This window comes from Limnobacter litoralis (assembly GCF_030160455.1).
Classification (GTDB): domain Bacteria; phylum Pseudomonadota; class Gammaproteobacteria; order Burkholderiales; family Burkholderiaceae_B; genus Limnobacter; species Limnobacter litoralis.
In genome coordinates this window covers 112,095-138,288 of the sequence record NZ_BSOJ01000009.1, presented here as the reverse complement: position 1 = coordinate 138,288, position 26,194 = coordinate 112,095, and the positions used below count along the sequence as shown (strand labels likewise).

The 26,194-nt window shown below is 54.8% G+C and carries 23 protein-coding genes and 1 tRNA gene; 5 read left to right on the top strand and 19 right to left on the bottom strand.

The window, feature by feature from the left end; translation table 11 throughout:
• The first annotated feature begins 30 nt into the window (after positions 1–30).
• The 3 genes from flhD (at position 31) to QQJ87_RS04800 (ending at position 1,576) form a co-directional block, all read left to right on the top strand.
• Positions 31–348 carry a flagellar transcriptional regulator FlhD gene (gene flhD, locus QQJ87_RS04810; RefSeq protein ID WP_284280291.1) on the top strand — a complete coding sequence of 106 codons (318 nt, stop codon included), beginning with the start codon at positions 31–33 and terminating at the stop codon, positions 346–348.
• 29 nt (positions 349–377) lie between these two features.
• Positions 378–941 carry a flagellar transcriptional regulator FlhC gene (gene flhC, locus QQJ87_RS04805; RefSeq protein WP_284280290.1) on the top strand — a complete coding sequence of 188 codons (564 nt, stop codon included), beginning with the start codon at positions 378–380 and terminating at the stop codon, positions 939–941.
• A 92-nt stretch (positions 942–1,033) separates the two neighbouring features.
• Positions 1,034–1,576, top strand: coding sequence for a hypothetical protein (locus tag QQJ87_RS04800; RefSeq protein WP_284280289.1), 543 nt, complete (start codon positions 1,034–1,036; stop codon positions 1,574–1,576).
• Between the two features lie 19 nt (positions 1,577–1,595).
• Here the strand turns inward: QQJ87_RS04800 and QQJ87_RS04795 are convergent, their stop codons facing one another.
• Together QQJ87_RS04795 and QQJ87_RS04790 are read right to left on the bottom strand one after the other, a co-directional pair.
• Positions 1,596–2,063: a cyanophycin metabolism-associated DUF1854 family protein gene (locus QQJ87_RS04795; RefSeq protein ID WP_284280288.1), complete on the bottom strand. Its 468-nt coding sequence runs from the start codon at positions 2,061–2,063 to the stop codon at positions 1,596–1,598.
• Complete coding sequence (locus QQJ87_RS04790) at positions 2,056–4,131, bottom strand: cyanophycin metabolism-associated ABC transporter (RefSeq protein ID WP_431310079.1); 2,076 nt, start codon at positions 4,129–4,131, stop codon at positions 2,056–2,058. The genes QQJ87_RS04795 and QQJ87_RS04790 overlap by 8 nt, the downstream gene beginning before the upstream one ends.
• Before the next feature lie 210 nt (positions 4,132–4,341).
• Between QQJ87_RS04790 and QQJ87_RS04785 the strand changes: the two genes are divergently transcribed.
• Positions 4,342–6,504 carry a cyanophycin synthetase family protein gene (locus QQJ87_RS04785; protein WP_284280286.1) on the top strand — a complete coding sequence of 721 codons (2,163 nt, stop codon included), beginning with the start codon at positions 4,342–4,344 and terminating at the stop codon, positions 6,502–6,504.
• 11 nt (positions 6,505–6,515) lie between these two features.
• Positions 6,516–9,095, top strand: coding sequence for a cyanophycin synthetase (cphA, locus tag QQJ87_RS04780; RefSeq protein WP_284280285.1), 2,580 nt, complete (start codon positions 6,516–6,518; stop codon positions 9,093–9,095).
• A gap of 59 nt (positions 9,096–9,154) precedes the next feature.
• On the opposite strand, the gene QQJ87_RS04775 is transcribed toward cphA, so the two are convergent.
• The 17 genes from QQJ87_RS04775 to leuC all read right to left on the bottom strand — a co-directional run bounded on the left by QQJ87_RS04775 (position 9,155) and on the right by leuC (position 26,189).
• Positions 9,155–9,245, bottom strand: a tRNA-Ser gene (locus QQJ87_RS04775).
• Positions 9,246–9,318: 73 nt separating this feature from the next.
• Positions 9,319–10,575 (bottom strand): aspartate kinase, encoded by a 1,257-nt coding sequence (locus QQJ87_RS04770; RefSeq protein WP_284280284.1) that lies wholly within the window; start codon positions 10,573–10,575, stop codon positions 9,319–9,321.
• A gap of 128 nt (positions 10,576–10,703) precedes the next feature.
• Positions 10,704–12,218: an amidophosphoribosyltransferase gene (gene purF / locus QQJ87_RS04765; protein WP_284280283.1), complete on the bottom strand. Its 1,515-nt coding sequence runs from the start codon at positions 12,216–12,218 to the stop codon at positions 10,704–10,706.
• 9 nt (positions 12,219–12,227) lie between these two features.
• On the bottom strand, positions 12,228–12,719 hold the full coding sequence (locus tag QQJ87_RS04760) for a CvpA family protein (RefSeq protein ID WP_284280282.1): 492 nt from the start codon (positions 12,717–12,719) through the stop codon (positions 12,228–12,230).
• On the bottom strand, positions 12,716–13,501 hold the full coding sequence (locus QQJ87_RS04755) for an SPOR domain-containing protein (protein WP_284280281.1): 786 nt from the start codon (positions 13,499–13,501) through the stop codon (positions 12,716–12,718). Before QQJ87_RS04755 ends, QQJ87_RS04760 begins: the two co-directional genes overlap by 4 nt.
• Positions 13,502–13,520: 19 nt before the next feature.
• Positions 13,521–14,900: a bifunctional tetrahydrofolate synthase/dihydrofolate synthase gene (gene folC / locus QQJ87_RS04750; protein WP_284280280.1), complete on the bottom strand. Its 1,380-nt coding sequence runs from the start codon at positions 14,898–14,900 to the stop codon at positions 13,521–13,523.
• 23 nt (positions 14,901–14,923) lie between these two features.
• Positions 14,924–15,802: an acetyl-CoA carboxylase, carboxyltransferase subunit beta gene (gene accD / locus QQJ87_RS04745; RefSeq protein ID WP_284280279.1), complete on the bottom strand. Its 879-nt coding sequence runs from the start codon at positions 15,800–15,802 to the stop codon at positions 14,924–14,926.
• Between the two features lie 30 nt (positions 15,803–15,832).
• Positions 15,833–16,642, bottom strand: a complete 810-nt coding sequence (gene trpA, locus QQJ87_RS04740) for a tryptophan synthase subunit alpha (protein WP_284280278.1) — start codon at positions 16,640–16,642, stop codon at positions 15,833–15,835.
• An 18-nt stretch (positions 16,643–16,660) separates the two neighbouring features.
• Positions 16,661–17,911, bottom strand: coding sequence for a tryptophan synthase subunit beta (gene trpB, locus QQJ87_RS04735; RefSeq protein WP_284280277.1), 1,251 nt, complete (start codon positions 17,909–17,911; stop codon positions 16,661–16,663).
• A 12-nt stretch (positions 17,912–17,923) separates the two neighbouring features.
• Positions 17,924–18,586, bottom strand: coding sequence for a phosphoribosylanthranilate isomerase (locus QQJ87_RS04730; protein ID WP_284280276.1), 663 nt, complete (start codon positions 18,584–18,586; stop codon positions 17,924–17,926).
• 9 nt (positions 18,587–18,595) lie between these two features.
• A complete protein-coding gene (gene truA / locus QQJ87_RS04725; RefSeq protein WP_284280275.1) occupies positions 18,596–19,378 on the bottom strand; it encodes a tRNA pseudouridine(38-40) synthase TruA in 783 nt (260 codons plus the stop codon).
• Between the two features lie 27 nt (positions 19,379–19,405).
• Positions 19,406–21,622 carry a motility hub landmark protein FimV gene (locus tag QQJ87_RS04720; RefSeq protein WP_284280274.1) on the bottom strand — a complete coding sequence of 739 codons (2,217 nt, stop codon included), beginning with the start codon at positions 21,620–21,622 and terminating at the stop codon, positions 19,406–19,408.
• Between the two features lie 85 nt (positions 21,623–21,707).
• Positions 21,708–22,829: an aspartate-semialdehyde dehydrogenase gene (asd, locus tag QQJ87_RS04715; protein WP_284280393.1), complete on the bottom strand. Its 1,122-nt coding sequence runs from the start codon at positions 22,827–22,829 to the stop codon at positions 21,708–21,710.
• Between the two features lie 51 nt (positions 22,830–22,880).
• Complete coding sequence (gene leuB, locus QQJ87_RS04710; protein WP_284280273.1) at positions 22,881–23,972, bottom strand: 3-isopropylmalate dehydrogenase; 1,092 nt, start codon at positions 23,970–23,972, stop codon at positions 22,881–22,883.
• A gap of 14 nt (positions 23,973–23,986) precedes the next feature.
• Positions 23,987–24,628: a 3-isopropylmalate dehydratase small subunit gene (leuD, locus tag QQJ87_RS04705; protein ID WP_284280272.1), complete on the bottom strand. Its 642-nt coding sequence runs from the start codon at positions 24,626–24,628 to the stop codon at positions 23,987–23,989.
• 13 nt (positions 24,629–24,641) lie between these two features.
• A complete protein-coding gene (locus QQJ87_RS04700; protein WP_431310074.1) occupies positions 24,642–24,770 on the bottom strand; it encodes an entericidin A/B family lipoprotein in 129 nt (42 codons plus the stop codon).
• Between the two features lie 18 nt (positions 24,771–24,788).
• On the bottom strand, positions 24,789–26,189 hold the full coding sequence (gene leuC, locus QQJ87_RS04695; protein ID WP_284280270.1) for a 3-isopropylmalate dehydratase large subunit: 1,401 nt from the start codon (positions 26,187–26,189) through the stop codon (positions 24,789–24,791).
• Positions 26,190–26,194: the final 5 nt, after the last annotated feature.

Sequence of the window (26,194 nt, the reverse complement as noted above, 5' to 3'; positions counted from 1 at the left end):
CAATTTGAATTCACTGGGAGGAAATTCAAAATGAAATCAACTCAACTTCTTGAGCAAATTCGCGAAACAAACCTATCTTACATTCTGCTGGCTCAACAACTGATCCGGGAAGACAAAGCCGAAGCACTCGTTCGCTTGGGCATTGATGAAAACACGGCAGAATTGCTGGACCAACTGACCACCTCACAGGTGCTCCGTATCGCGGGCAGCAATGTACTCATGTGCAACATGCGTTTCGAAGGCGACAAATTGTGGGGCTTGCTGAGCAACCACAGCAAAGACCGCTCCATCACGGGCATCCACGCCGCCATCCTGATGGCAGGCAACCTGAACGAAGTCGCAGCCTGAAACCCCACAAACGCACGGAGTCCACTGTCATGGCCAAAATCAAATCCATTCTCTCTGAAGCCAACCAGATTCAACTCGCCATCCAATTGATCGGGCTGGATGCTCGCCTTCAGGTTCTTGAAAGTGAAACCACTCTGTCACGTGAGCGTTTGATTCGCCTGTACAAAGAGATCAAGCACAAATCGCCACCCAAAGGCATGCTGCCGTTTTCTACAGACTGGTTCATGACCTGGCAGCCCAGCATTCATTCCTCGCTGTTCGCCAACTACTATGAAAGCCTGATTAAAGCCAGTGACATCGATGAATCATTGGCCTTGGTGAAAGCCTACGAGTTGTATCGCGAACAGATTCAGACTTTGGGCCTGCCCGAAGTGCTGTCCATGACCCGCGCATGGCGTCTCGTCAAGTTTTTTGACGCCGGCATGCTGACCCTGGCCAAGTGCACCACCTGTGCAGGTCGATTTGTCGTTCACACCTACGACCTCGTCGACCACTACGAATGCGGATTGTGCAACATGCCTTCACGGGCAGGAAAAACCAAGCAGGACAGCGCTACACGCTTCTTCAATGAAGAGGCTTTGCTGGAGGCCTGATCTGGAGGCAAAAGTCAACCCGAGTCCCTTCAGGCACGTTAGACTACACGAGCATTGCGTGTTGCAAGACCTTACCTGAAAAGACCTGGCCCATGACTCAACGAATGATCAGCTTCGCGATTGCAGTCTTTCTGACTGCCGGTGCAGCGCTTGCCGTGGGCAATCTTGCGCGTGCCGACGGCAGCGACCCTGTACGCGATTTTTACGAAGCCACCCGCGGTGTGGCACTGAGCATCACCAAAGACGACCAATCTGCAAAATTATTCAGTGACGGGCTGTTCACTGACGCTGAAAAGCAGACCATTTTGAAAGGCATGCTGGGTCGCGATTACGACAAGTACTATGGCCCGAAGGTGGGCGACGACCGACCAAAAAGCCTGCCGCCGGGCCTGGCCCGAAAGCTGGCGCGGGGTGGCAAGTTGCCAACCGGTTGGGAGAGAAAGTTCACGCGCGGCGAGGTGATCGATACCGCGCTGTGGAAGCACCGAAATCGCCTGCCCTACTCAATTCGACGAAAACTGCGGGCCATCAAAGGCACAGAGGTTATTCGGATAGATGACAAAATTGCCCGCGTTGCGATCAGCAACAAACTGATCATCGACGTGGTCGACATTCTGGGCGCCGAGCAAACCTGATCCTCATTCAAAAGGATCATCAAGCCATGAAACGCGCCAACAACTGCTTGCTTCTGTTGTCCAGCGCAGCTTGATCCTCAATCACAAACTGCATCCCATTGCCGTGGGTCAACAACAGACGACCGGCGCCCAGGTTGCGAATGCTTTCCTCGGACTGCAACAAAAACTCGCAGACGCCCGTTTCGGTTTTAACCTGCCACACACTGGGGGTCGAAAAAGTGGACACGCGCAGTATTGCCTTGATCTGCGGTCTGTATTCACGCCTCGCCAGGTGCGCTTTTAGTAGGGTTGATGACGCCGGGTCCAATTTGGTCAAATCGGGCAGCCACATCACCTCCTTCCCATGTTCATCAACCAAGCCCAACCCCAATTCAGGGGCGGTCAAGGGAAAGGCAAGAACCGGATGCACTGGCCCCGTTTGCTGACCATCCGGCCGAACAATCATCAGCAGACCGAGCGAATTTTCCTGCAAAGTGAATTTACTCATGATGAGCCTGTTCCCGCATCAGTTTCTCTTGGGCCTGGTGCAATTGCCAGTAATGGGACTTGGCCGCCAAAAGAACCTTTGGCGGTCCTTCTTCGACCACTTTGCCGCGGTCCATCACCACAATGCGATCGGCTTTGTCCAGTGTCGACAAGCGGTGTGCAATGGCAATCGTTGTTCGGCCTTTCACGAGGTTGTCCAATGCCTTCTGAATTTCCTTTTCGGTTTGAGAATCCACAGAGCTGGTGGCTTCATCCAGAATCAGGATCCGTGGGTCAATCAGCAAGGCACGCGCAATGGAAATTCGTTGTCGCTCGCCGCCCGACAAGCTCTGCCCACGTTCACCCACCAGCGAGTCGTAGCCGTGCGGCAAACGCAAAATAAACTCGTGGGCATGTGCAAGCCTGGCAGCGCGAATGATTTCTTCCCGAGTGGCATTGGGTTTCCCGTAGGCAATGTTTTCCGCAATGGAGCCAAAAAAGAGAAATGGCTCCTGAAGCACCAGGCCAATGCATTCGCGGTAACGCAGCAACGAGATTTGACGAATGTCCACGCCATCGAGCAACACAGCGCCCTCACCCACATCGTAAAACCGGCACAACAAATTGACCAAGGTGCTTTTGCCGGAGCCGCTGTGGCCAACCAGGCCGATCATCTCACCGGCGTTGACCTCCAGATTGACATCCTTCAAGACTTGACGACTGCCGTATCTGAAAGACACATTGCGCAAACTGATCTGCCCACGCACGGAAGGCATTGGCAGCGGATTCTCAGCCTCAGGCACTGAAGACCGATAGTCCAGAATGTCGAAAATGCGCTTTGCGCCCGCCGCCGCACGCTGAGTCACTGACACAATGCGGCTCATGGAATCCAGTCGGGAATAAAAACGGCTGATGTAACCCAAAAAAGCCGACAACACACCCACGGTGATTTCACTTTCAGTGATCATCCAGATGCCCGCCGCCCAGATTACAAGTATGCCCAGCTCCGTCAGGAAAGACACCGCCGGGCCAAACAACGACCAGGTCCGGTTGATCTTGTCATTGACTCGCAGGTTGTGTGCATTGGTGTCGGAAAAGCGATCGCTTTCACGCTCTTCCTGAGTAAAGGCCTTGACCACCCGAATACCCGGAATGGTGTCGGTCAAAATGTTGGTGATCTCGCCCCACACACGGTCGCCCTTTTCAAAACCGGCCCGCAAGCGTTCGCGAACCAGATGAATCAACCAGGCAATCACGGGCAAGGGCAGCAAGGTCAGCAAAGCCAGCTTGACGTTGATCGTCATCAAAATGGCCGCTGTCATGACAATCATGATCACATCAGTCAAAAAATCCAGCGCGTGCAAGGATAAAAACAGGTTGATGCGATCCGTCTCTGAGCTGACCCGGGAAATCAGGTCCCCTGTGCGCTTGGCACTGAAATAATCAAGCGACAGGTTCAAAAGGTGTTTAAAGGTGCTGGTGCGAAGGTCTGAACCAATCCTTTCCGACACCAGCGCCAACACATAGGTTCTTGCCCAAGCCAACAACGCCGCCAGAATCGCAGAGCCAAACAAACCCAAAAGATAAAACAGGGCCAGATCACCCTTGAGCGGTTGCCCAGCCTGAAACGGAATCAAAACATCGTCAAACAGCGGCATGGTGAGATAAGGCGGCACCAGCGTTGCGGCCGTGGACCCCAAGGTCAACATGAAACCAAGAAACAGCTTCCAGCGATAGGGCTTTGCAAAACGCACCAAACGAAAAAGCGCACGGGTGGACACCGGCTCGTCGTCTGGATCCAGTTCCTCAGCTACGGCTTCTACTTCCTCGGGCGCTGGCTCGTCCGATTGCAACAGACCGACAAACTCCTCAAGTACACGGTGCAGGGAGAAACTGCTGAAAAAGCGGAACAGGCCATTTTCCTGTCGAATCAACAAGGTACAAAGACCAGCATGGTCGCTGAGATCGAAATGAACCACTTCGTCACAAAGCGCCTGGAAAACGGGTGTAAACCCCGGCCCTGTCAACACAAACACGGTTGACTCGTTGAAGCACAGGATGGATGGCTGCATCGTCAAATCAGGCGACATGTCACTGCAAAAAGCAAACTCGCACCCCAACTTGTGCAACTGCTTTTCAAGTGCATTTTTGTCTTGCTGATTCAGCGCAAATCCAACGGTTTTCAAGCGAAAAACCCCAGTGTTAATAAACGGGCTAATGCTACACCACTATTCCGGGAAATTAGACGTTACTATTTCACAAAATCCTCTGTACCCATATTGCAGGAAATAAAAAAAGACATGACGCAGCGCAAATTGGAGATAATCAAGACCTCCTGGCTCAACGGTCCCAACATCTGGACGTATCGCCCCTGCATTGAGGCCCTGATCAACATTCATGACCTTGAACAGGCCCCTTCGAATCTGATCCCCGGCCTTTACGAATCCTTGACGACCTGGCTACCGAACCTGGCTGAACACCGCTGCGGTATCGGGGAAAAAGGCGGTTTTCTGGAGCGCCTGCGCGACGGCACGTACGCGGCACACATTCTGGAACATGTTGTGATCGAACTGCACGAAATGATCGGTCAGCCTGTGGGGTTTGGCAAAGCCCGAATGACGTCGAAAACCGGCATTTACAAAATGGTGTTTCGCACCACCGAGCGACGAGTGGGCATGGCCTGCCTGCACACCGGTATGCGCCTGCTGCAAGCCGCCATCGACCAAGCGCCATTTGACATGCCTTCAGAAATCAAGGCGCTGAAAGCGGTGGTCGACAAATACGCATTCGGCCCAAGCACCCAACACATTCTGGACGCAGCCTACGAGCGTCGAATTCCCTTCATTCGTCTGACCGAAGGCAATCTGGTTCAGCTTGGCTACGGAGAACGGCAACAACGCATCTGGACCGCCGAATCCACCAAGACCTCGGCCATCGCAGAGGGCATCGCCAGCGACAAGCACCTGTGCAAAGAATTGATTTCTCTGTGTGGCGTTCCCATCCCCGAAGGTGAAATGGCCGAATCCCCTGAAAAAGCCTGGGAAATTGCGCAAGACATTGGTCTGCCCGTGGTGGTCAAACCTTCGGATGCCAATCACGGACGCGGAGTCAGCCTGGAACTGAGCCGTCAGGAAGACATCGAAGCAGCTTGGCACATTGCCGCCAAAGAAGGCAGCGACGTGCTGGTTGAACAGTTTATACGCGGTAACGAGCACCGTGTTCTGGTCATCAACGGCGAAGTGGCCGCCGTCGCGCGCGGTGAAATTTTTCAGATCACCGGCGACGGAAAATCCACGGTAACCGAGCTGATCGAAAGCCAGATCAACACAGACCCCCGGCGCGGTGAAGAGGAGGAATACACCCTCACCCCGGTGGATTTAACCAAAAACCTGGCCATCCTGCTGGAGATCCAGCGTCAAGGCTATCAGCCTGACAGCGTGGTGCCAGAAGGCCAGCAGGTCATCATTGAACGAAACAGCAACGCCACCCTGGACGTCACGGACAGCATTCACCCAGACATCGCTCGCCTGGCGGCCTTGGCAGCCAAGGTTGTTCACCTTGACATCGCCGGCATCGACCTGGTCTGTGAGCACATTGACCAGCCGCCTGAAGGGCAAAGCATTGCCGTGATTGAGGTCAACGCCGGGCCTGGCTTGTTGATGCACATCAAACCCAGCAATGGGCCAGGCCGCAACATCGGCGAAAAAATCATCGAATCGCTGTTTCCGGAACCTGAAAATGGCCGTATTCCAATCGTCAACTATCTGGGCGGCGACGAACTCAAGCACTTCGGCACCCTGCTTCATCAAATTTTGACGACCCAAGGTCGTGTCGTCGGGCTGGCCTGTGATCAAGGCTTGTGGATCGGAGACCGGCATCTTAAAACCGAGGACGCCACAGATTTTGAATCGGGCAGACGCATGTTGATCAGCAAGCGCGTAAACACGGCCATTGCCAAACTCAACATGCAAACCCTGCTTGAGCACGGCATTCCCTACGACCGCTGTCATGTGTCCGTGGTCACCAGCCTGGGAAGCACAGACGGACTTGAACCCTGGGACATTCAGACATCTGAGCAGTTGTTTAACTCAGCACGCACCGCCGTTGACCTCGTGCTCACCGAAGGCCATGCCATCCTGAATGCCGATGAAGTAGGCCTGCTGCCCCTGCGTGATCTGTGTGACGGACAAATCATCTGGATTTCACGTCACAAAGACAACCCGGTCATACAGGCACACCTGAAAGAAGGCGGACGCGCTGTGGTCATTCACCGCGGCATGATTGAATGCCTCGAAAACTGCAACGTCAACAACTCCTTGATTGAGGTGCCAGTGCGCTTCCCCGAAGAAGAGGCCTTGCTGTGGATGGCCTTGACCGCCAGCGCGTGGTCATTGAACCTGCCCAAAGACCTGATTGAAAGCAGCATGCAAATGGCATTGATCAACACACCCCAAGTGGCTTGAAGAAGAACACCATGCACATTGAACGGACAAGAGCCCTGCGCGGGCCCAACCTGTGGAGCAAAAACACCAGCCTCGAAATGTTGGTGGTTTGCGAAGAAAGCGAACAGATTTACGACCGGCACGACGCCCTGGAAACCCGAATCCGCAGCCTGCTGCCGAACATCGGGTCCATTCGGGCCACAGGCCTTGAGCACAATGTCACATTGGCTCACTTTCTGGCCAAGCTGACACTGAGCCTGCAAATAGAAGCGGGTTCACCGGTTGCGTTCACCCGCGTGGTCGACAGCGTCAATTCTGGCACCTTCAGAGTCGTTGTTCAGTATGAAGAAGAAGAACTGGCCCGCCTTGCACTCAAGAAAGCAGAAGCCATTTTAAATGCCGCACTGAACAACGCACCCTACGACACTGAAGCCGCATTGGCGGAACTGAAAGAACTGTACGAAGACATCAAAATGGGGCCCAGCACAGGTTCAATTGTGCGCGCCGCAGTGGCACAAGGCATCCCCTTTCGACGATTGACCAAGGGCAGTCTGGTCCAGCTGGGCTGGGGTTCAAAACAGCGTCGCATTCAGGCTGCTGAAATTGACGCCACCTCCGCCATTGCCGAATCCATCGCGCAAGACAAAGACCTGACCAAAACCCTGCTGCACGCGGCTGGTTTGCCAGTGCCTGAAGGCCGCATCGTCCACACCTATGAAGAGGCCTGTGAAGCGTTCGATGAATTGGGTTGCGCCGTGGTCATCAAACCCTATGACGGCAATCAAGGCAAAGGCGTCACTGTCAACATTCGTGACAAGAATCACCTGAAGGTGGCCTTCGACACCGCAGTTGAATTTGGCAGTGGCGTGCCCATTGTTGAGCGCTTTGTGCCGGGCCACGACTACCGCTTCCTGGTGGTTGGCAATCAATTGGTCGCCGCTGCGCGACGTGAACCACCTTCCGTGGTTGGTGATGGCGTGCACACCATTGCAGAATTGGTCGCCACGGAAAATAAAAATCCGCTGCGCGGTGAAGGCCATGGCAGCGCACTCAGCAAAATCAAGCTCGATGCGATTGCCATTGCCCGCATTCAAAAACAAGGGTTCGAAGCCGATTCCGTGCCTCCCAAAGGGGTTCGGGTGGTATTGCGCAACAACGCCAACCTCAGCACGGGCGGTGTGGCCACCGACGTCACGGACGACGTACACCCTGCACTGGCCAACACCGTGGTTGAAGCCGCCCAGTTGATCGGTATCGACATTTGCGGTGTAGACGTGGTGTGCGAACGGGTCAATTGCTCGCTTGAAGAACAGGGTGGCACCATCATCGAAATCAACGCTGCACCCGGCTTGCGCATGCACTTGGCCCCCTCGTTCGGCAAACCCCGAGACGTGGGCAGTGCAGTCATCTCTGCCATGTTTGCCCCACACGAAACTGCCCGAATTCCACTGGTGGCGGTGACCGGCACCAATGGCAAAACCACCACAGTGCGACTGATCGAGCACATTTTACGCACCCATGGCATGCGCGTTGGCTTCACCGGGACCGAAGGCGTTTATGTCAACGGCCACCTGGTTGACACGGGTGATTGCAGTGGTCCGCGCAGCGCCCACCGCGTACTCATGCACCCCGAAGCGGACGCAGCAGTGCTTGAATGCGCCCGTGGCGGCATGCTTCGGGAAGGTTTGGGATTCGACATGTGTGACGTGGGCATCGCGACCAACATTGGCGAAGGCGACCACCTCGGGCTGAACTTCATCGACAGCGTTGAAGACCTGGCCTTGCTGAAAAGCGTGCTGATCCAGAACGTATCTCCAAACGGCCTTGCCGTATTAAACGCGGATGACCGACACACCGTGGAAATGGCCAAGCGCAGCCCGGGGCGCGTCCTGTTCTTCACCACACGCACCGACAACCCCATCGTGAATGTGCACAAGGCACAAGGCCAATCTGTGCTGATGCTGCAAGGTGATCGCATTTGCCTGTCTCACGACGGTGAGGAAGCTGAGTTTCCCCTGTCTGAAATTCCGTTAACCCACAACGGTCTTTTCCTGTTTCAGATCCAGAACGTGATGTGTGCAATCGCCGCTGCTGCAGGCCTGAAATTGCCCATGGACACGGTCAAACGCGCACTTGCCACATTCAATTCAGACCCCAACACGGTGCCCGGTCGCTTGAACGTGTTCTACCACAACAACGGCACCATCATCGCCGACTATGGCCACAACCCCGATGCCATCGGTGCACTGATCGACTCCTTGCAGCACATGAAAAGCAGCAAACGCCAAATCGTCATCAGTGCGGCTGGCGACCGACGCGACATCGACATCATCGACCAGGGCCGACGAATTGGTGAATTTTTTGATGACATCATTCTGTATGAGGACGCCTGCCAACGGGGACGGCCCGACGGCGAAACGCTGGCGCTGCTGCAACAAGGCATTGCACAGTCTTCAAGCAGACCCAGTGGTCAAACCATTCGTGAAATTCGCGGGGAATTCAAGGCCATCGATTTGGCCTTGAAAGACGTGACGGACGGTTCGCTTACCCTGATCCTGATTGACCAGGTTCAGGAAGCGTTGGCACATTTGGCTGCGGCCATCGCCAAGTAGCTGCAATAGAACCGACGTCCCATGAAAAAAGCCCACCGCATGCGGTGGGCTTTTTTGTTTGGCGGAGACGAGAAGATTCGAACTTCCGATACCCTTATGGGGTATGCTCCCTTAGCAGGGGAGTGCCTTCGACCACTCGGCCACGTCTCCAGAAGGTCTGGATTATACAGGTTTTCGGTGCGGATACCAACGAATCAATCCATTTGTAGCACCGAATGCGCTTTTATGCAGCCTCTTTTTCCAGACCAAACGCTTTGTGCAATGCGCGCACTGCCAATTCCATGTATTTGTCGCTGATCAGCACAGAAACCTTGATTTCAGAGGTTGAAATCATCTGGATGTTGATGCCTTCCTCGGACAAGGTTTTGAACATCAAGCTGGCCACACCCACATGCGAGCGCATACCGATACCCACAATAGACACCTTGCAAACGTCCGTGTCGCCAGCAATTTCGCGGGCCTGCACGCTGGCCTGAATCTTGTTCTTCAAAAGATCCATGGTCTTGTTGAACTCATTGCGATGCACCGTAAACGTGAAATCTGTTGTGCCGTCCGTGCCCTGGTTCTGGATGATCATGTCCACGTCAATGTTGGCATCTGCCACCTGACCCAGAATCTGGTACGCCACACCGGGTTTGTCGGGCACGCCACGAATGGTTACCTTGGCTTCGTCGCGGTTAAACGCAATTCCTGAAACAACGGCCTGTTCCATGTTTTCATCTTCCTCAAAAGTAATCAAAGTGCCAGACACCTTCTCTTCGGCCAGGTCGCACATCGGATCAGTCAAGCTGGACAACACGCGTGTGGGCACGCGGTATTTGCCTGCAAACTCGACCGAGCGAATTTGCAGCACTTTGGACCCCAACGAGGCCATTTCCAGCATTTCTTCAAATGACACCACACGCATGCGGCGCGCTTCGGGCACAACCCGAGGGTCTGTGGTGTACACACCGTCTACGTCTGTGTAAATCAGGCATTCTGCCGCGTTCATAGCGGCAGCAACAGCCACAGCAGAGGTATCAGAGCCACCCCGACCCAGTGTGGTCTGGTTGCCCTGCTCGTCAATGCCTTGAAAGCCGGTAATGATGACCACTTTCTTCTGGGCCAGGTGCTCTCTTACACGCTTGTCATCAATCGATTCGATGCGGGCTTTGGTGTGGGCACTGTCGGTTTTGATGGGCACTTGCCAGCCAGAAAAGCTGATGGCATCCAAGCCCTCTGCTTTCAAAGCCATGGCCAGCAGGGCCACAGAAGCCTGCTCACCCGTGCAGCACAGCATGTCCAGCTCACGCGGATCTGGCTCGCTTTGAATTTCCTTGGCCAAACCGATCAGACGGTTCGTTTCACCCGACATGGCAGAAGGCACCACCACCATTTGATGACCGGCCCTGTGCCATTTGGCCACTCGCTTGGCCACGTTTTTAATGCGTTCGGTAGAGCCCATCGAGGTTCCACCGTACTTGTGTACGATCAGCGACATGAATTTTCTCTACAAATAAAAAGCGCGAACCATTTCGCGCTTTTATTTCAACAGGTTGCCTAGTTTAACTGATGTGAGGTAGCAAACACACTGGTTTGTACAAATCCAACAGTTGGAATCAGGCAGGGTTAAGGGTTGGCTGCATACCCCAGATTCATCTGCAAACCACCCGACTCAACCACTTCGGGATGCTTGCGCATGTACTCAAGACGATCCAGGTATTCGGTTGTCACGTCACCGGTGATGTAGGTGCCGTCAAAGCAAGACGCGTCAAAAACCTTCAGGGTCGGGTTCAGATCGGCAACCGCCTTCTTCATCTCTTCAATGTCCTGATAAAACAGGGCATCTGCGCCAATTTCAGCGCAAATTTCGTCGTCAGTGCGACCCGATGCAATCAGTTCATCGCGCGTGGGCATGTCAATGCCGTACACGTTCGGAAAGCGCACGGGGGGCGCTGCCGACGCAAAAATGACCCGCTTGGCGCCAGATTCACGCGCCATCTGCACGATTTCACGGCTGGTTGTTCCACGCACAATCGAATCGTCCACCAACAACACCGTCTTGCCCTTGAATTCACACTCAATGGCACTCAGCTTCTGACGCACACTCTTCTTGCGAATGGCCTGACCCGGCATGATGAAGGTACGGCCGATGTAACGGTTCTTGATGAAGCCCTCTCGATAAGGCACACCCAGGCGGTTGGCCAGTTCAAGCGCAGCCGGGCGGCTGGAATCAGGAATCGGCATGACCACGTCAATTTCGCCCGATGGCACACCGGCACGAACACGCTCGGCGAGATATTCACCCATTTTCACACGGGCCTCGTACACAGAGACGCCATCCATAATGGAGTCAGGGCGCGCCAGGTACACATACTCAAAAATACACGGGTTCAAAGAAAACTTCTTCGCGCATTGCTGCTCGAAAATGTTGCCTTCAACATCCACAAAGACGGCCTCTCCAGGCAAAACATCTCTCACGAATTCATAGCCCATGCCCGCAAGCGCCACAGACTCAGACGCAAACATGTACTCGGTGCCCTGCTCCGTTTCCAGCTTGCCGTACACCAAAGGCCGGATGCCGTGCGGATCCCGAAACGCCAGAATGCCATAGCCCGCAATTTGAACCACACAGGCGTAAGCACCGCGCGCACGTTCATGCACGCCGGCAACAGCCCTGAAAATGGTGGCTGGGTCCAGAGAATAACCAGACGCATTGGATTGAAGCTCGTGCGCCAGTACGTTCAACAACACTTCGGAATCGGAGTTGGTGTTGATGTGGCGCCGATCATTTTTGAACAATTCTGCTTTCAAGCGCTCACTGTTGGTCAGGTTACCGTTGTGAGCCAACACCAAACCATAGGGCGCATTGACGTAGAAAGGCTGCGCTTCTTCAGAACTGGACGCAGAACCAGCGGTTGGATACCGAACATGACCGATGCCATAGTTACCCAACAAAGAGCGCATATTGCGGGTGCGAAACACATCCCGAACCAGGCCGTTGCCCTTGAACATGCTGAACGCATTGCCATGCCCCGTTGCAATACCAGCGGCATCCTGGCCGCGGTGCTGCAACAGCAACAGGCTGTCGTAAAGCATTTGATTAACTGGAGAAAAACCGGATACACCGACTATCCCGCACATTGAACTCTCCTAATAGCGAACCCACTTGGCCACTGTTTCCGGCAAATGCGGCTTGACTTCCTTGATGACATCCACCGCCACAGGAGACAACTTGGCCTGCGTCCAGAATGGCATTTTCGGAAGTGAAGTGAAACCCGCCGCTGTCACAAGCACCAATACAATAAAACAACCCCGGGCAGCACCAAACATGCCGCCCAAACCCCTGTCTGCGAAACCCAGTCCGGCCGCAGACACAATTCTTCCCAATAGCCCGATCAGTATGGCACCAACGATCATCGCGGCAAAGAAAGTGCCCGCACAACCCACCAGCGCCTTCATGGCAGGGCTCAAACCTTCTGCCCAATCCAGGTAAACAACCAGACGATCGCCATAATGATTCGCCAGCCAAAAGGCCAAAATCCAATTTGCCAGGCTCAAAACCTCTTTGACCATGCCACGGAACAGACCCAACACCACCGACAAACCGACAATCGCAATGGCAATGTAATCAAAGACCGTCACTGAACCACCCTGCCGTTGTAACCCTGCTTGGCCAAGGCCGCCTTGGTCTGATTGGCTTTGTCCTGACCTGCCAGAGGTCCGACCCTGACCCGGTACACCTTGCTTGCGCCCGCACTCACGGACTCCACTTTCGCTGGAAACCCTTTGCTGACCAATTCACTTCGAATCTGTTCGGCATGAGCGCCGTCTTTCAGGGCAGTCACCTGCACCCACAACACTTCACCTTGTGCAAACTTGGCAATCGGGTCCTCAGTGGGCTTGGCAGGTTCAACCTTGGGTTCCACTTTGGGTTCAGCCTTGGGTACTGGCTTTGTTTCTTTGGGGGCCTCAGTCTTGGCGAGCGGCTTGGCATCAAACTTCACTTCGGGTGCGGGCTTGGGTACGGGCTCCGCTTTTGGCGCTGGCTCCGCTTTTGGTGCTGTCGCCACTTTTGGTGCCTCTGGGGCGGATGGCTTTTCGCTTGCAGCAGTGGGTTTCGAATCAGGCGCTACAGAATTGGAAGCGGGTTCATCAAGGGTCGGCTTCGCCGCTTTTGTGTCTGCCACACCCTCGTTGTTTGCAAAATCAGCCTTGGGGTCCGAATTCGGACGTGAGGGCACCACCAGTTCAACGGGAGCGTCCTTTTTGGCGGGTTCTTTCTCGACCAGCGCAGGCACCACGATAATCGCAAAAAGAAACAGCGCGATTGACCCAACCAATCGACGTCTCGAACGGCGCTTCAACTCATCAACGGGATCGTTATTGACTTTGTTTTTGCTGCCAGTACGTGGATTGGAACTCACGGACACCTCAGGTTATTAATCAATGGTTTGATTTTTTCAGCGCTTCACGCACGAGCAAGGCCTGCCCGACGATCACAAAAGATCCGAAAACCAGAATTCTATCACTCGCCGCCGCGGCCTGAGTGACCGTACGGTAAGCTTCATCCACACTGGCGTATGTCTGAACAGATTTTTCTGGCGCTTGGCGAGCAATTCCGCCTTTTTTAAGCGCCTGGGCATTGGCTTCCCAGTCGAATGCCTCCGCACTGCCCACTTCCTGCTCAACCACCGACCTCAACTGGTCTGCACTGCGACCGCGATCTCCCTCGGTCGGCACCAAGTGCCAGTGGTCAATGCGGTCCTTCAAAGCCCGTACCACGCCCACGGCGTCCTTGTCGGCCAACATGCCGAAAATGCAGTGCGTGAAGGGGAAAAACCCCATGTTGTCTAGGCTTTCACGAAGGTGGGCTGCGGCGTGTGGATTGTGGCCCACATCCAGCACGATGGTTGGCTGACCAGCCAACACCTGAAAGCGCCCCGGCCATTCAACCAGCAAGAGGCCTTGCCGAATGGCTTGCGCTGGCACAGGCAAGCGGTCGCGTACGGTTTCCAGCGCGGCAATGGCGGCTGATGCATTCAGCAACTGGTTCGCACCCCGCAGGGCGGGATAAGCCAGCGCAGCCCTGCGCATTCCGCGGCCACCGTAGGCCCATTGTTGCTTGTCACCGCTGTAGTTGAAATCACGACCGAACAACCACAGATCCGCGCCAATGTCGTTGGCATGTTTGATCACGCTGGCAGGCGGGCTGGGGTCGCTGACAACCGCGGGCTTTCCGGGTCTGAATACACCGGCCTTTTCCCGACCAATGCTTTCCCGGTCGTTGCCCAAAAAGGCCTGATGATCCAGGTCTACACTGGTGCAAATCGCACAGTCAGGATCAAACACGTTAACCGCATCCAATCGGCCACCAAGACCGATCTCAAGCACCATGGCGTCTAGCTCAAGCCCCGCAAAGTGCAACACGATCGCCAGGGTTGTGAACTCAAAATAGGTCAGTGAAATGACAGAGGGTGCTGCATTGCGGGCCTGTTCAACACGCGCAAAGGCCTTCACCAGGTCTGCCTCGGCAATTTCCTGACCATTGATGCGGGCACGCTCGGTAAAGCGCAGCAAATGCGGCGAGGTGTACAAACCCACTTTGTAACCAGCCTGCACCAAAATGCTCTCAAGCATGGCACAGGTTGAACCCTTGCCATTGGTTCCAGCCACGGTAAACACCAGACAGGACGGATTCAAATTCAAGCGCTGCCGAACTTCGTGAACCCGCTCCAGGCCCATGTCAATCGGTTTGCTGTGAATGGCCTCCAGATAGGACAGCCACTCACCCAAAGATGAATTTTCGGTCGGGATTGAATGCACGTGGTACTACCTTCCTGTTTGAATCAATGCGGTGAATCGACTGGCTTTCGGGTCAACATGGCCAAAAGGTCAATCAGGGTCTGCTTCATGTTGCGACGGTCCACAATGCTGTCAACAGCGCCCTTTTCCAGCAAAAACTCGGCGCGCTGAAAACCCTCCGGCAGGGTTTGGCGAACCGTCTGCTCAATCACGCGTGGGCCGGCAAAGCCAATCAAGGCTTTGGGCTCGGCAATTACGACATCGCCCAAAAATGCAAAGCTTGCTGACACGCCCCCCATGGTGGGGTCGGTCAATATGGAAATGTAGGGCAAGGCCTCTTGACCCAGCTTGGCCAGCATGGCGGAGGTCTTGGCCATTTGCATCAACGACCCCAAGCCCTCCTGCATGCGTGCGCCACCCGAAGCCGTGATACTGATGAACGGCACTTTCAATTCAATGGCACGCTGCACTCCACGGCAGAAACGTTCGCCCACCACAGAACCCATCGAGCCGCCCATGAATTCAAATTCGAAACAGGCAATCACGACCTTCTCGCCACCCATGTTGCCCGCCTGCACAACCAATGCATCGGTCTCGTCGGTGGCCAGCTTGGCCTCATTCAGGCGACTGGGGTAAGGTTTGCTGTCCTTGAACTTGAGGCTGTCCATCGGCACCACTTCCTGGCCGATTTCTTCACGCTTGTCATCGTCAAACAGCAGGTCAAGACGCGCACGGGCACCAATCCGCATGTGGTAATTGCAGGTTGGGCACACCATGGCATTTGCGGCAAGCTCGTTGTGATAAAGCACTGCGTCACAACTCTTGCATTTCACCCACAGCCCCTCGGGCACGCTCTTTTTTGCGGCCTCACCGGGTGCGCGCGATGAAATGCGCGGCGGAATGATCTTGTCTAACCAACTCATTGGGTCACATCCTTATGATTTTTGTATCCCTCAGGCACTGTATGCGTCGTCCAGCGCCAATCTGATGGGGTGTAGAAATGCGTATGCGGTGTCGGCAGGAGATTGTTCACCGCGTGCTTCAAGCGCCTGAATCAGGGCTGAACCAATGACCACAGCATCGGCTGAAGAAGCCACCCGACAAGCGGATTCTGCGTCGCGAATGCCAAAGCCAACCCCGACTGGTACCTGGGTGTGCTGCCTGATCACTGGCAGTTTGGAACTGACTTCCGTGGTGTTCAAGTGCTGTGCACCAGTTACACCTTTCAAGGAAACGTAATACACATAACCGCTGGCTGTTTGGGCCACTTTCTTGATCCGCTCGTCAGACGAGGTCGGGGCCAGCAGAAAAATCGGGTCCATTCCGGATTTTCTCAGGAGGTCTGCAAAGCTCAAGGACTCCTCGGGCGGGTAATCCACCACCAGAACGCCATCTACCCCAGCGTCATGTGCGGCGGCAACAAACGCGCCCTCACCCATGCGTTCAATGGGATTGGCATATCCCATCAGCACGATCGGTGTGTCTTGATTCGACTTGCGAAACTCGCGCACATAGTCGAGGATGGCTTTGGTGGAAATGCCCTTGGACAGCGCTCGCTCACTGGATCGCTGAATCACAGGGCCGTCGGCCATGGGGTCACTGAACGGAACACCCAACTCGATGACATCGGCACCGGCTTTGGCCAGTGCCAGTAGCACCTCCACTGTGTGTGTTGGCTCCGGGTCGCCACCCGTGACAAACGGGATCAAACCCTTTCGCCCCTGTTTGGCCAACCTTTCAAAGGTCTGCTTGATTCTTGACATGTCAATTGCCTGAAATAATTATTGGCCGCATGACCGTGCCTGACCGGTCTTGCAGTCTGGATGACAGTAAAACTCGGCTCCGCTCATGCGGGCGACTGTGTGCATGTCTTTGTCACCACGTCCCGACAAATTGACGAGAATGATCTGGTCTTTGTCGAGACCGGCAGCCATTTTCGCAGCCTGGGCCAGCGCATGGCTGCTTTCCAGCGCAGGAATGATGCCCTCAATGCGGCAGCAATCGTGAAACGCCTGCAAGGCTTCTTTGTCTGTAATGCTGACGTACTCTGCCTGGTGGGTGTCTTTGAGCCAGGCGTGCTCAGGGCCAACACCTGGATAATCAAGACCCGCGGACACAGAGTGCGTCTCAATAATCTGGCCGTCGTCGCTTTGCAGCAAATAGGTGCGGTTGCCGTGAAGCACGCCGGGGGAACCTGCAGACAGGGACGCCGCATGACGCCCAGTCTCAATGCCATCCCCACCAGCCTCTACGCCGACCAAACGAACGCCCTCGACATTCAAATAAGGGTAAAAAATGCCCATGGCATTGGAGCCGCCGCCCACACATGCCAACACGTAATCGGGCTGGCGACCAACCTGTTCTTGCATCTGCTCAATGCACTCATGCCCGATCACGCTTTGGAAATCGCGAACCATCATTGGGTAAGGGTGTGGCCCGGCCACAGTGCCGATGATGTAAAACGTGTCCTCGACGTTGGTGACCCAATCGCGCATGGCCTCGTTCAGGGCGTCTTTCAGGGTTTTGGATCCAGAAGTCACCGGAACCACCTCTGCACCCAGCAGCTTCATCCTGAACACGTTCTGCGCTTGCCTGGCCACATCCTCCTGGCCCATGTACACCACGCATTTCAAACCGTACCGCGCAGCAATGGTGGCGGTGGCTACACCGTGTTGCCCGGCACCGGTTTCGGCAATAACCCTTGGCTTTCCGAGACGCTTGGCCAACAGGGCCTGCCCGATGCAATTGTTGATCTTGTGGGCACCCGTGTGGTTCAGGTCTTCACGCTTGAAATAAATCTGGGCACCGCCCAGCATGCTGGACCAGCGTTTGGCATGGTAAACGGGGCTGGGACGACCCACGAAATGCTTCAGTTCGTCACGAAATTCGGCCAAAAACGCTTCATCGTGTTGATAAAACGCGTATTTTTCTTTCAGATCTTCCAAGGCGTGAACCAGCGTCTCTGAGACAAAAGTTCCGCCATAAGGTCCGAAATGACCAGATGCATCTGGAAAATCATAGGGTTTGTTCATTGCTACTACTCTTTACATGCGATTGGCCACCTGATTGAAATCCGCAAGCTGGACAGCCCGACAAAAAGACTCAATCAAGGATTCACTTTTAACGCCCCGTGCGCTTTCAACCCCGCTGGACACATCGACCCCATAGGGTGCAACCTGCGAAATTGCCATCTCCACGTTATTTGCGCTCAACCCCCCGGATAATACCAAAGGCTGAGACATTTCGCTTTGTCGAGGTAACAAAGTCCAGTCGAAAGCGTGCCCACTTCCACCATATTGATCACTCCAGGAATCCAGCAACAGCGCCTGCGCACGCCCATATCGACGACTTTCCTTGATGACATCCACGCCATCCTTCATACGGACAGCCTTCAGATAGGGCCGTCCAAACGACTCACAAAAATCCGGAGATTCATCGCCGTGAAACTGCAATAGCACTTGCGGTATTTTCCGAATGACTTCGTTGACCAAAGTGGGTTCCGGATTCACAAACAAAGCCACCGGGGTTTGCCAAGCGCCCAAACCCGAAGCCAGGTCGGCCGCCAGGTCTGGCACCACAGCTCTGGGTGAAGGTGGATAAAATACAAACCCGACCGCATCTGCGCCAGCGGCCACACAAGCTGACACAGCCTGCGCCGTTTTCAGGCCACAGATCTTGATTCGGGTTCTCGCCATGGTTTTCTGCATGAATGGGCCTCACGCTTCCACAAAACGTACATCAAATAATTCAGACACCTCAAAATGCGACGGGTAATGCACTTCCCAGAGGGTCAATCCACGCGCAGGCCAGGTTTTGGCGGCCTTTGAGCGGTCTCGGGATGCCAGCACTTCTTGCACCCAATCCTCGCTCTCACGTCCAAGACCCACTTCCATCAGGGCACCCACCATGTTTCGCACCATGTGATGGAGAAACGCGTTCCCATGGACTTCAAGGTAGCAGCTTTCCCCAAGATCAACCAGCTCAACACGATCGAGTGTTTTAACAGGGGATTTGGCCTGACATTGAGAAGCCCGAAATGCACTGAAATCGTGGGTGCCGATCAAGCATTGGCTCGCCTTCCGCATGGCTTCCAGATTCAAAGGGTAATGTACCCAGGTCATAAATGGACGAAACGGATCCTCGACAGGCGATGAATAAAAATAGTACCGGTAGGTTCTGGCAAACGCGGAAAAGCGGGCGTGAAACGCTGGATCAATCGGCTTCACCCCGGTGACTGCCACGCTGCTGGGCAAGAAATTGTTGACGCCCCGGACCCAGGCCGACACGGGCCGGACGGCCTCGGTGTCAAAATGCACCAGCTGTTGGCGGGCGTGCACGCCTGTGTCTGTTCGGCCGGCGCAATACACCGTCACATTGTGACCAGCAATTTTTGCAATGGCCGCCTGCACGGTGTCTTGTACAGTGTTGCGATGGGGTTGGGTCTGCCATCCTTCAAATGCAGACCCATCGTACCGAAGGCCCATGGCGAATCGTGGCATCACTTCCCTTTTCAGTTCAAATGCAACTTAAAGGCCTGCCAGCAAGCTCTTTGCCTTCTGTACTTGTTCTGCATCACCACGCTGTATAACCTCATTGAGCAACTCTTTTGCGCCGTCGGCATCGCCGATTTCAACGTAGGCACCCGCCAAGTCGAGCTTGGTTTCCACCTCTTGCCAGGTTGCTTCGTCAACCGGTGGCTTGGGGACATCAATGTCAAGATCAATGTTCTCTACCGCCTTGTCAAATGCGTCACTTGAAACTTCGGCATCAGAGGCCAACACCACTTCCGATTCCTCCTCAATGTCAGGATCATTTTCAGCAGACGACTCAGCTTCAACCGGCGCATTCTTGCGCAATTCATCCAGTTCGCTTTGCGCAGCCGCAGCCCCCTTCTCCAGAGAATCCAAATCATCCAGAATGGATGACTCAGGGGCCTTGCTTTCCTCTTCGGGAAAATCCAGCTCAACGTCGTTATTCAGAGAACCGGATTGCTGGCCAGCGTCCTCAGAAGCCTGGCCCAGATCAGGAATGGTTGCACTCTCTTCAACCGGCGCGGGCTCAGTGGGTGCAGGAGTGGGTGCAGGAGTGGGCGCTGGAGTCGGTGCAGGAGTTGGTTCAGACAGCACTTCATCCAGATCAAACTCTTCAGACTCAACCGCATTGACTGACTTCGCCGGGGCTTCGGTGGGTTCTTCAGTTTGCTGCGCCGGCGCACTGGCCCAAGCCAGCACCTCATCAAATCGCTCGGAACTGGGCTCGTCGACCTCTTCAAGGTCTTGAGCCAATCCGCTTTCGCGCTTCTTTTTCAGCAATAGAAGCAAAGCGCCCAGCAAAACCACACCGAACCCGCCCATGGAACCCAGGAACCAGAGTGAGCTGTACCAGGGCACTGGCTTCGTCTCAGCCAGCTTTTGAGCCTTTTCAAGCTTGTCAGCCTCCACTGGGGGCGTCTTCTCGGCGGGCTTGGCTTCAACCTCCGGGGCCTTGGCTTGCTCGGCCGGCGCAGTTGCGGCAGGGCTAGACTGCGGCGCAGCGGCTTCTTCGGTGGCCTTGGAACCAGGCGCAATGGCCGGTGCAGCCTGGTCCTTTTGCAGTTCAAGCAGCTTCTGCAAATCATTTACATTTTTTTCAAGCAGAGCAATTCGCTCGTTCGCTTCTTGCAAAGCCTTCGTCTTGGCGATCAGTTCTTCGGCGCTGGCGTCAGCCTTGGCCTCACCGGCACCCACCTGGGCAGCCCCGGGAGAAATTTTCAAGCGATCGACTTCAGCCGTTGCACCGGAGGCGCTGTCCGAATTGCTTTCCAGTTTGCCCTGAGTCACCTGACCCGATTCATTGCCACCCTTTTGCGGACTAACCTTCAACAATCCAAGCTGTTTTGCGTAGCTGGAATACACATTGCGATCATCGTGTTGTGCAAGCACCAACAGCGCTTCATTGCCACTTCTGGACACCATTGCACTGCGTTCAGGAATCCGAATTTGGACACCCTCTCGGATTAAGTGCACACTGCCACCAATAAACGCACCCTGATTGGCTTCATACACAGCAGCCATCGCCTGATTGACTGTTACACCATTGCCCGCCAGCTTGCTGGCAATTCCCCACAAGGTCTGCCCCTTTCTGACTCGCTCGGTCGAAGCCATGGCGTCAGCACGCGCAGGCTCGGAAGCGGCTTTACTCTCCTCCTTTGCCTGGGGCTTTTCAGGGGTTTGCGGCTTGTCGGCAGCCTCAGCTGGAGGCGCAACTGCAGGTGCAGGTGCAGGTTTTGCCTGCCCAGTTGGCGCAGGCAGGGTCATCGGAGGACGAATATCCGGCAGGCTTGGGCCCGGCTTGCTTTGGCCCGTCGGGACATCCAGCGTGTACTCGCGAGACACCTTACCCCCGGCCCAAACCAGCTGAACCAGCGCATCGGTAAACCCGGCGGGGAAAGGCTTCTCGGACGACACCTTGACGATGACCGTGTTGGGTTTTGGGCCGTCCACCACCGCAAAAGTCAAATCCTTGAGTTTTGGATCCAGCTGCAGACGCGCAGCCTTGAATGCGTCTTCAGGGGCGAGCCCGGCTTTCAGAGTGGCACGTTCACCTGCTTGCACGGCATCAATCTGTATTTCAGCCCGGAAAGGCTGGTTTTCAGACGACAACACCGTCAATTTGCCAAGCTGGGCTGCTTGGGCGCTCAGCGAACAGGAAAAAAAGAGGGAAGCTACAGCAATACTGAGGGAATTCTTTTGAATTCGAGTCACCCGTTCGCTCCTGAAAAGTGGATTCACCACTCAAAGATACCCGATTATTCCTTCAGGTTTTCTTTGGGTGGCAAGGTTGTCTGATTCAACGTTCGATCAAGATTCTCAACATACGACGCAGAGGCTCTGCCGCGCCCCATAGCAATTGGTCACCGACCGTGAATGCGCTCAAATACTGCCCACCCATGGCCATCTTGCGCAGTCGACCAACAGGCACGTGCATGCGGCCAGTCACGGCAGCAGGGGTCAGGTCTCTCATTGAGGCCTCGCGTTCGTTGGGCACCACTCTGGCCCAAGGATTGGCCTTCGCGAGCAGGTCGGAAATTTCATCCAGTGGAATGTCTTTGGTCAGCTTGATGGTCAAGGCCTGAGAATGACAACGCATGGCCCCGATCCGCACACACAAACCATCGATCAACACACTGCCAGCCTCGCCCATGGCGGGCTTGCCCAAAATTTTGTTGGTCTCAGCGCCGCCCTTCCATTCTTCTTTGGACTGACCGTTGCCCAGGTCTTTGTCGATCCAGGGGATCAGACTGCCGCCCAGTGGTACCCCAAAATGATCTTTGGGGTACTCGGCCGAATTCAAATGATCAGCCACCTTGCGATCAATTTCCAGAATGGCAGAGGCTGGGTCTGCCAGAAGGCCCTTGACCTCTGCATGGATGGACCCCATCTGAGCAATCAGTTCACGCATGTTTTGTGCGCCAGCGCCTGAAGCTGCCTGATAGGTCATGGAAGTGGCCCACTCAACCAGATTGTTCTGGAACAAACCACCCAAGCCCATCAGCATCAAAGAAACCGTGCAATTGCCACCAATGTAATTTTTGACGCCGCTCGACAAACCTTTGTCGATCACGTTTTGGTTAACCGGATCGAGAATAATGATGGCGTCGTCTTTCATGCGCAGACTTGAAGCCGCATCGATCCAGTAGCCATTCCAGCCAGCAGAACGAAGCTTTGGAAACACCTCATTGGTGTAATCGCCGCCCTGACAGGTCAGGATCACATCCATTTTTTGCAGGGCATCAATGTTGTTTGCATCCTGAAGTGCCCCAGCCCCCGGAACAAACGAGGGCGCCGCGCCACCGGCGTTGGACGTGGAGAAGAAAATCGGCTCAAAGTGCCCGAAATCACCTTCCTCGCGCATTCTCTGCATCAGCACGGAACCAACCATTCCACGCCAGCCTACCAAGCCAACTTTCAACATGTTTACTCCATTGTTCCCGATTTAAAAATTCGTTACCAGCGCCTGCGCTTACTGCGCCGCCAGCGCCTTCAACAAGGCACCACCCATTCCAGAGGTGCCGGTCCGCTCTTTTCCTTCACGCCAAATGTCACCTGTTCTAGGGCCATTGGCCAACACCGCCTGCACCGCACGCTCAATGCGCGCCGCGTACTCTTCAAGTCCAAAGGTGTAACGCAGCATCATGGCTGCGGACAGCACCGTGGCCATGGGGTTCGCAAGATCTTTGCCGGCGATGTCAGGCGCCGAGCCATGAATGGGCTCGTACAAGCCGAAGTTGCTCTCGTTCAAAGACGCAGAAGGCAACATTCCGATTGAACCCGTCAACATGGATGCCTCATCCGAAAGAATATCGCCAAACAGGTTGCCCGTCACGATGACGTCAAACTGCTTCGGATCTTTCAGAAGCTGCATGGCACAGTTGTCCACATACATGTGGCTTAATGCGACCTCCGGATATTCTTTGGCCACATCCGTCACCACGTCTCGCCAGAACTGCGTGGTTTCGAGCACGTTGGCCTTGTCCACGGAGCACAATTTTTTACCCCGTTTTTGAGCGGCCTGAAAAGCGACATGGGCAATGCGACGCACTTCACCCTCGGCATAGCGCATGGTGTCGAAGCCTTCGCGCTGACCTTTAAAAGGGCCATCCGGACATTCACGCACACCCCTGGGCTGACCAAAATAAATGTCGCCGGTAAGCTCGCGAACAATCAGAATATCCATGCCGGCAACCACTTCTGGTCGCATGGAAGAAGCATCGGCCAACTCTGGATAAACCACAGCTGGGCGGAAGTTTGCGAACAGGTTCAACGCTTTGCGAATACCAAGAATGGCCTGCTCGGGCCGCAAATGCCTGGGCAGTGTATCCAGTGAAAAATCGCCCACTGAGCCAAACAACACTGCATCGGAAGCCTTGGCCAATGCCAGCGTTGATTCAGGCAAAGGCTCGCCATGGGCGCGATAAGCCGCACCGCCGATCAAGGCCTGCTCGAATTCGATGTTCAATCCGTCAGAGCGCAAGGCCTCCAACACCCGAACAGCCTGGGCTGTAATTTCAGGGCCGATGCCATCACCAGGCAGTACGGCAATTTTATAAGTCATTGTTTTCTCTTGGTTTAGATGGTGTTGGCGAGCCATGGCTGGCTGGCCAACCGTTTGGCTTCAAAAGCCTTGATTTCATCAGCGTGATTCAAGGTGAGGCCAATGTCATCCAGCCCGTTCATCAGGCAGTGCTTGCGGAACGGCTCAACATCAAATGAAAAACGCATGCTGTCGATTTCAACCTGCTGAGACTCGAGGTCAACCGTCATCGTCAGACCGGGCGACTTTTCGATGGCTGCAAAAATGCGCTTGATCTCTTCTTCTTTTAAAACAATGGGTAACAAACCATTTTTGAAGCAATTGTTGAAGAAAATATCGGCGTAGCTGGGTGCAACAATCACTTTGAAGCCGTACTGTTGCAGCGCCCAGGGCGCGTGCTCGCGTGAGGAGCCACAGCCAAAGTTGGGGCCAGCCACAAGCACTGTGCCCCCTTTGAATTCAGGTCGATTCAACTCAAACTCGGGATTAAGCGGGCGCTTGCTGCAGTCCACCCCCGGTTGGCCTTCGTCGAGATAACGCCACCCGTCAAACAGATGCACCCCAAAGCCGGTGCGCTTGATCGACTTCAGAAATTGCTTGGGGATAATGGCATCGGTGTCCACGTTGGCCCGATTCAATGCCACGGCAACTCCCGTGTGCTTCACAAATTTGTCCATGTTTAGATCCAGTTTACTTGCTGCGGTCTGCAGCCTTTTCAATTCCGTTGCCAGCTTGTTTGATGTCCTTTCCCATGCCCTCGATGGTATTGCAAGCAGAAAGTGCCCACACAAAAGCAGCCATAATTACAATTGAAAACAAGCGCATAGTTCAATCTCCTCAGAAATTTCTTGAATCAACGAAGTGGCCTGCAATTGCAGCGGCTGCAGCCATGGCAGGACTGACCAAATGGGTTCTGCCGCCAGCACCCTGACGGCCTTCAAAATTTCGGTTGCTGGTGGACGCACAACGCTCACCCGGCTCCAAGCGGTCGGCATTCATGGCCAGACACATGGAACAACCCGGTTCACGCCATTCAAAGCCAGCTTCCAGAAATATTTTGTCAAGACCTTCCTGCTCGGCTTGAGCCTTGACCAGACCTGAACCGGGCACCACCATGGCGAGCTTGACGCTGCTGGCCTTCTTGCGGCCCTTGATGACCGCTGCAGCTTGGCGCAGGTCTTCAATTCTCGAGTTGGTACAGCTGCCAATAAACACCTTGTCGATGGCAATCTCTTCGATCTTTTGATCCGCTTTCAAATTCATGTACTGCAAAGCGCGCTCGATACTGCCTTTGCGAACCGGGTCAGATTCTTGCGCCGGATTCGGCACTTGCCCATGCACATCGGTGACCATCTCGGGCGATGTACCCCAAGTCACCTGCGGGAGAATGTCTTCAGCGCTCAGTTCGACCACCTTGTCAAAGCTGGCACCCGCGTCAGAATGCAGGGTGTTCCAGTAGGCCACTGCCGTTTCCCAATCGTTGCCTTTGGGGCTGAACGGCTTGCCTTTCACGTAATCAATGGTTTTTTCATCTACGGCAACCATGCCAGACCTTGCACCAGCCTCAATGGCCATGTTGCACAGAGTCATGCGCCCTTCGACAGACAGACCACGGATGGCGGACCCTGCGAACTCAATGGCGTAACCCGTGCCACCTGCTGTGCCGATCTTACCAATGACAGCCAGAATCACGTCTTTGGCGCCCACACCGGCACCCAGTTCGCCTTCAACACGAACCAGCATGTTTTTGGACTTTTTCATGATCAAACACTGGGTGGCCATGACATGCTCCACCTCAGAAGTGCCAATACCAAAGGCCAAAGCACCCAAAGCGCCATGCGTACTGGTGTGGGAATCGCCGCACACCACGGTCATGCCTGGCAAGGTTGCACCCTGCTCAGGCCCGATCACGTGCACAATACCTTGCCGCTGATCCTTGATGTCAAAGTAGGTCAGATGGTGCGCCTTCGCGTTCTTGTCCAACGTTTCAACCTGCAATCGGGAGGTGGCATCGGCAATGCCCTTGCTTCGGTCAGTGGTAGGCACGTTGTGATCCACCACGGCCAGGTTGGCGCTGTTGCGCCAGAGATCACGACCCGCCAGCTCTAGCCCTTCAAAGGCTTGGGGGCTTGTCACTTCGTGAAGAAGGTGGCGGTCAATGTAAATCAGGGATGTGCCATCCGCCTCTGTGCGAACAACGTGACTTTCCCAAAGCTTGTCGTAAAGTGTCTTTGCCATTTTTG

Excerpts from the sequence above, each read along its gene's own strand:
- QQJ87_RS04770 (WP_284280284.1), bottom strand. The coding sequence starts at position 10,575 with ATGTCGCTGATCGTACACAAGTACGGTGGAACCTCGATGGGCTCTACC.
- accD (WP_284280279.1), bottom strand. The coding sequence starts at position 15,802 with ATGAGTTGGTTAGACAAGATCATTCCGCCGCGCATTTCATCGCGCGCA.
- trpA (WP_284280278.1), bottom strand. The coding sequence starts at position 16,642 with ATGTCAAGAATCAAGCAGACCTTTGAAAGGTTGGCCAAACAGGGGCGA.
- flhC (WP_284280290.1), top strand. The coding sequence starts at position 378 with ATGGCCAAAATCAAATCCATTCTCTCTGAAGCCAACCAGATTCAACTC.
- cphA (WP_284280285.1), top strand. The coding sequence starts at position 6,516 with ATGCACATTGAACGGACAAGAGCCCTGCGCGGGCCCAACCTGTGGAGC.
- QQJ87_RS04730 (WP_284280276.1), bottom strand. The coding sequence starts at position 18,586 with ATGCAGAAAACCATGGCGAGAACCCGAATCAAGATCTGTGGCCTGAAA.
- purF (WP_284280283.1), bottom strand. The coding sequence starts at position 12,218 with ATGTGCGGGATAGTCGGTGTATCCGGTTTTTCTCCAGTTAATCAAATG.
- QQJ87_RS04790 (WP_431310079.1), bottom strand. The coding sequence starts at position 4,131 with ATGTCGCCTGATTTGACGATGCAGCCATCCATCCTGTGCTTCAACGAG.
- QQJ87_RS04800 (WP_284280289.1), top strand. The coding sequence starts at position 1,034 with ATGACTCAACGAATGATCAGCTTCGCGATTGCAGTCTTTCTGACTGCC.
- trpB (WP_284280277.1), bottom strand. The coding sequence starts at position 17,911 with ATGAACAAACCCTATGATTTTCCAGATGCATCTGGTCATTTCGGACCT.
- leuB (WP_284280273.1), bottom strand. The coding sequence starts at position 23,972 with ATGACTTATAAAATTGCCGTACTGCCTGGTGATGGCATCGGCCCTGAA.
- leuC (WP_284280270.1), bottom strand. The coding sequence starts at position 26,189 with ATGGCAAAGACACTTTACGACAAGCTTTGGGAAAGTCACGTTGTTCGC.
- leuD (WP_284280272.1), bottom strand. The coding sequence starts at position 24,628 with ATGGACAAATTTGTGAAGCACACGGGAGTTGCCGTGGCATTGAATCGG.
- flhD (WP_284280291.1), top strand. The coding sequence starts at position 31 with ATGAAATCAACTCAACTTCTTGAGCAAATTCGCGAAACAAACCTATCT.
- QQJ87_RS04785 (WP_284280286.1), top strand. The coding sequence starts at position 4,342 with ATGACGCAGCGCAAATTGGAGATAATCAAGACCTCCTGGCTCAACGGT.
- QQJ87_RS04795 (WP_284280288.1), bottom strand. The coding sequence starts at position 2,063 with ATGAGTAAATTCACTTTGCAGGAAAATTCGCTCGGTCTGCTGATGATT.
- truA (WP_284280275.1), bottom strand. The coding sequence starts at position 19,378 with ATGCCACGATTCGCCATGGGCCTTCGGTACGATGGGTCTGCATTTGAA.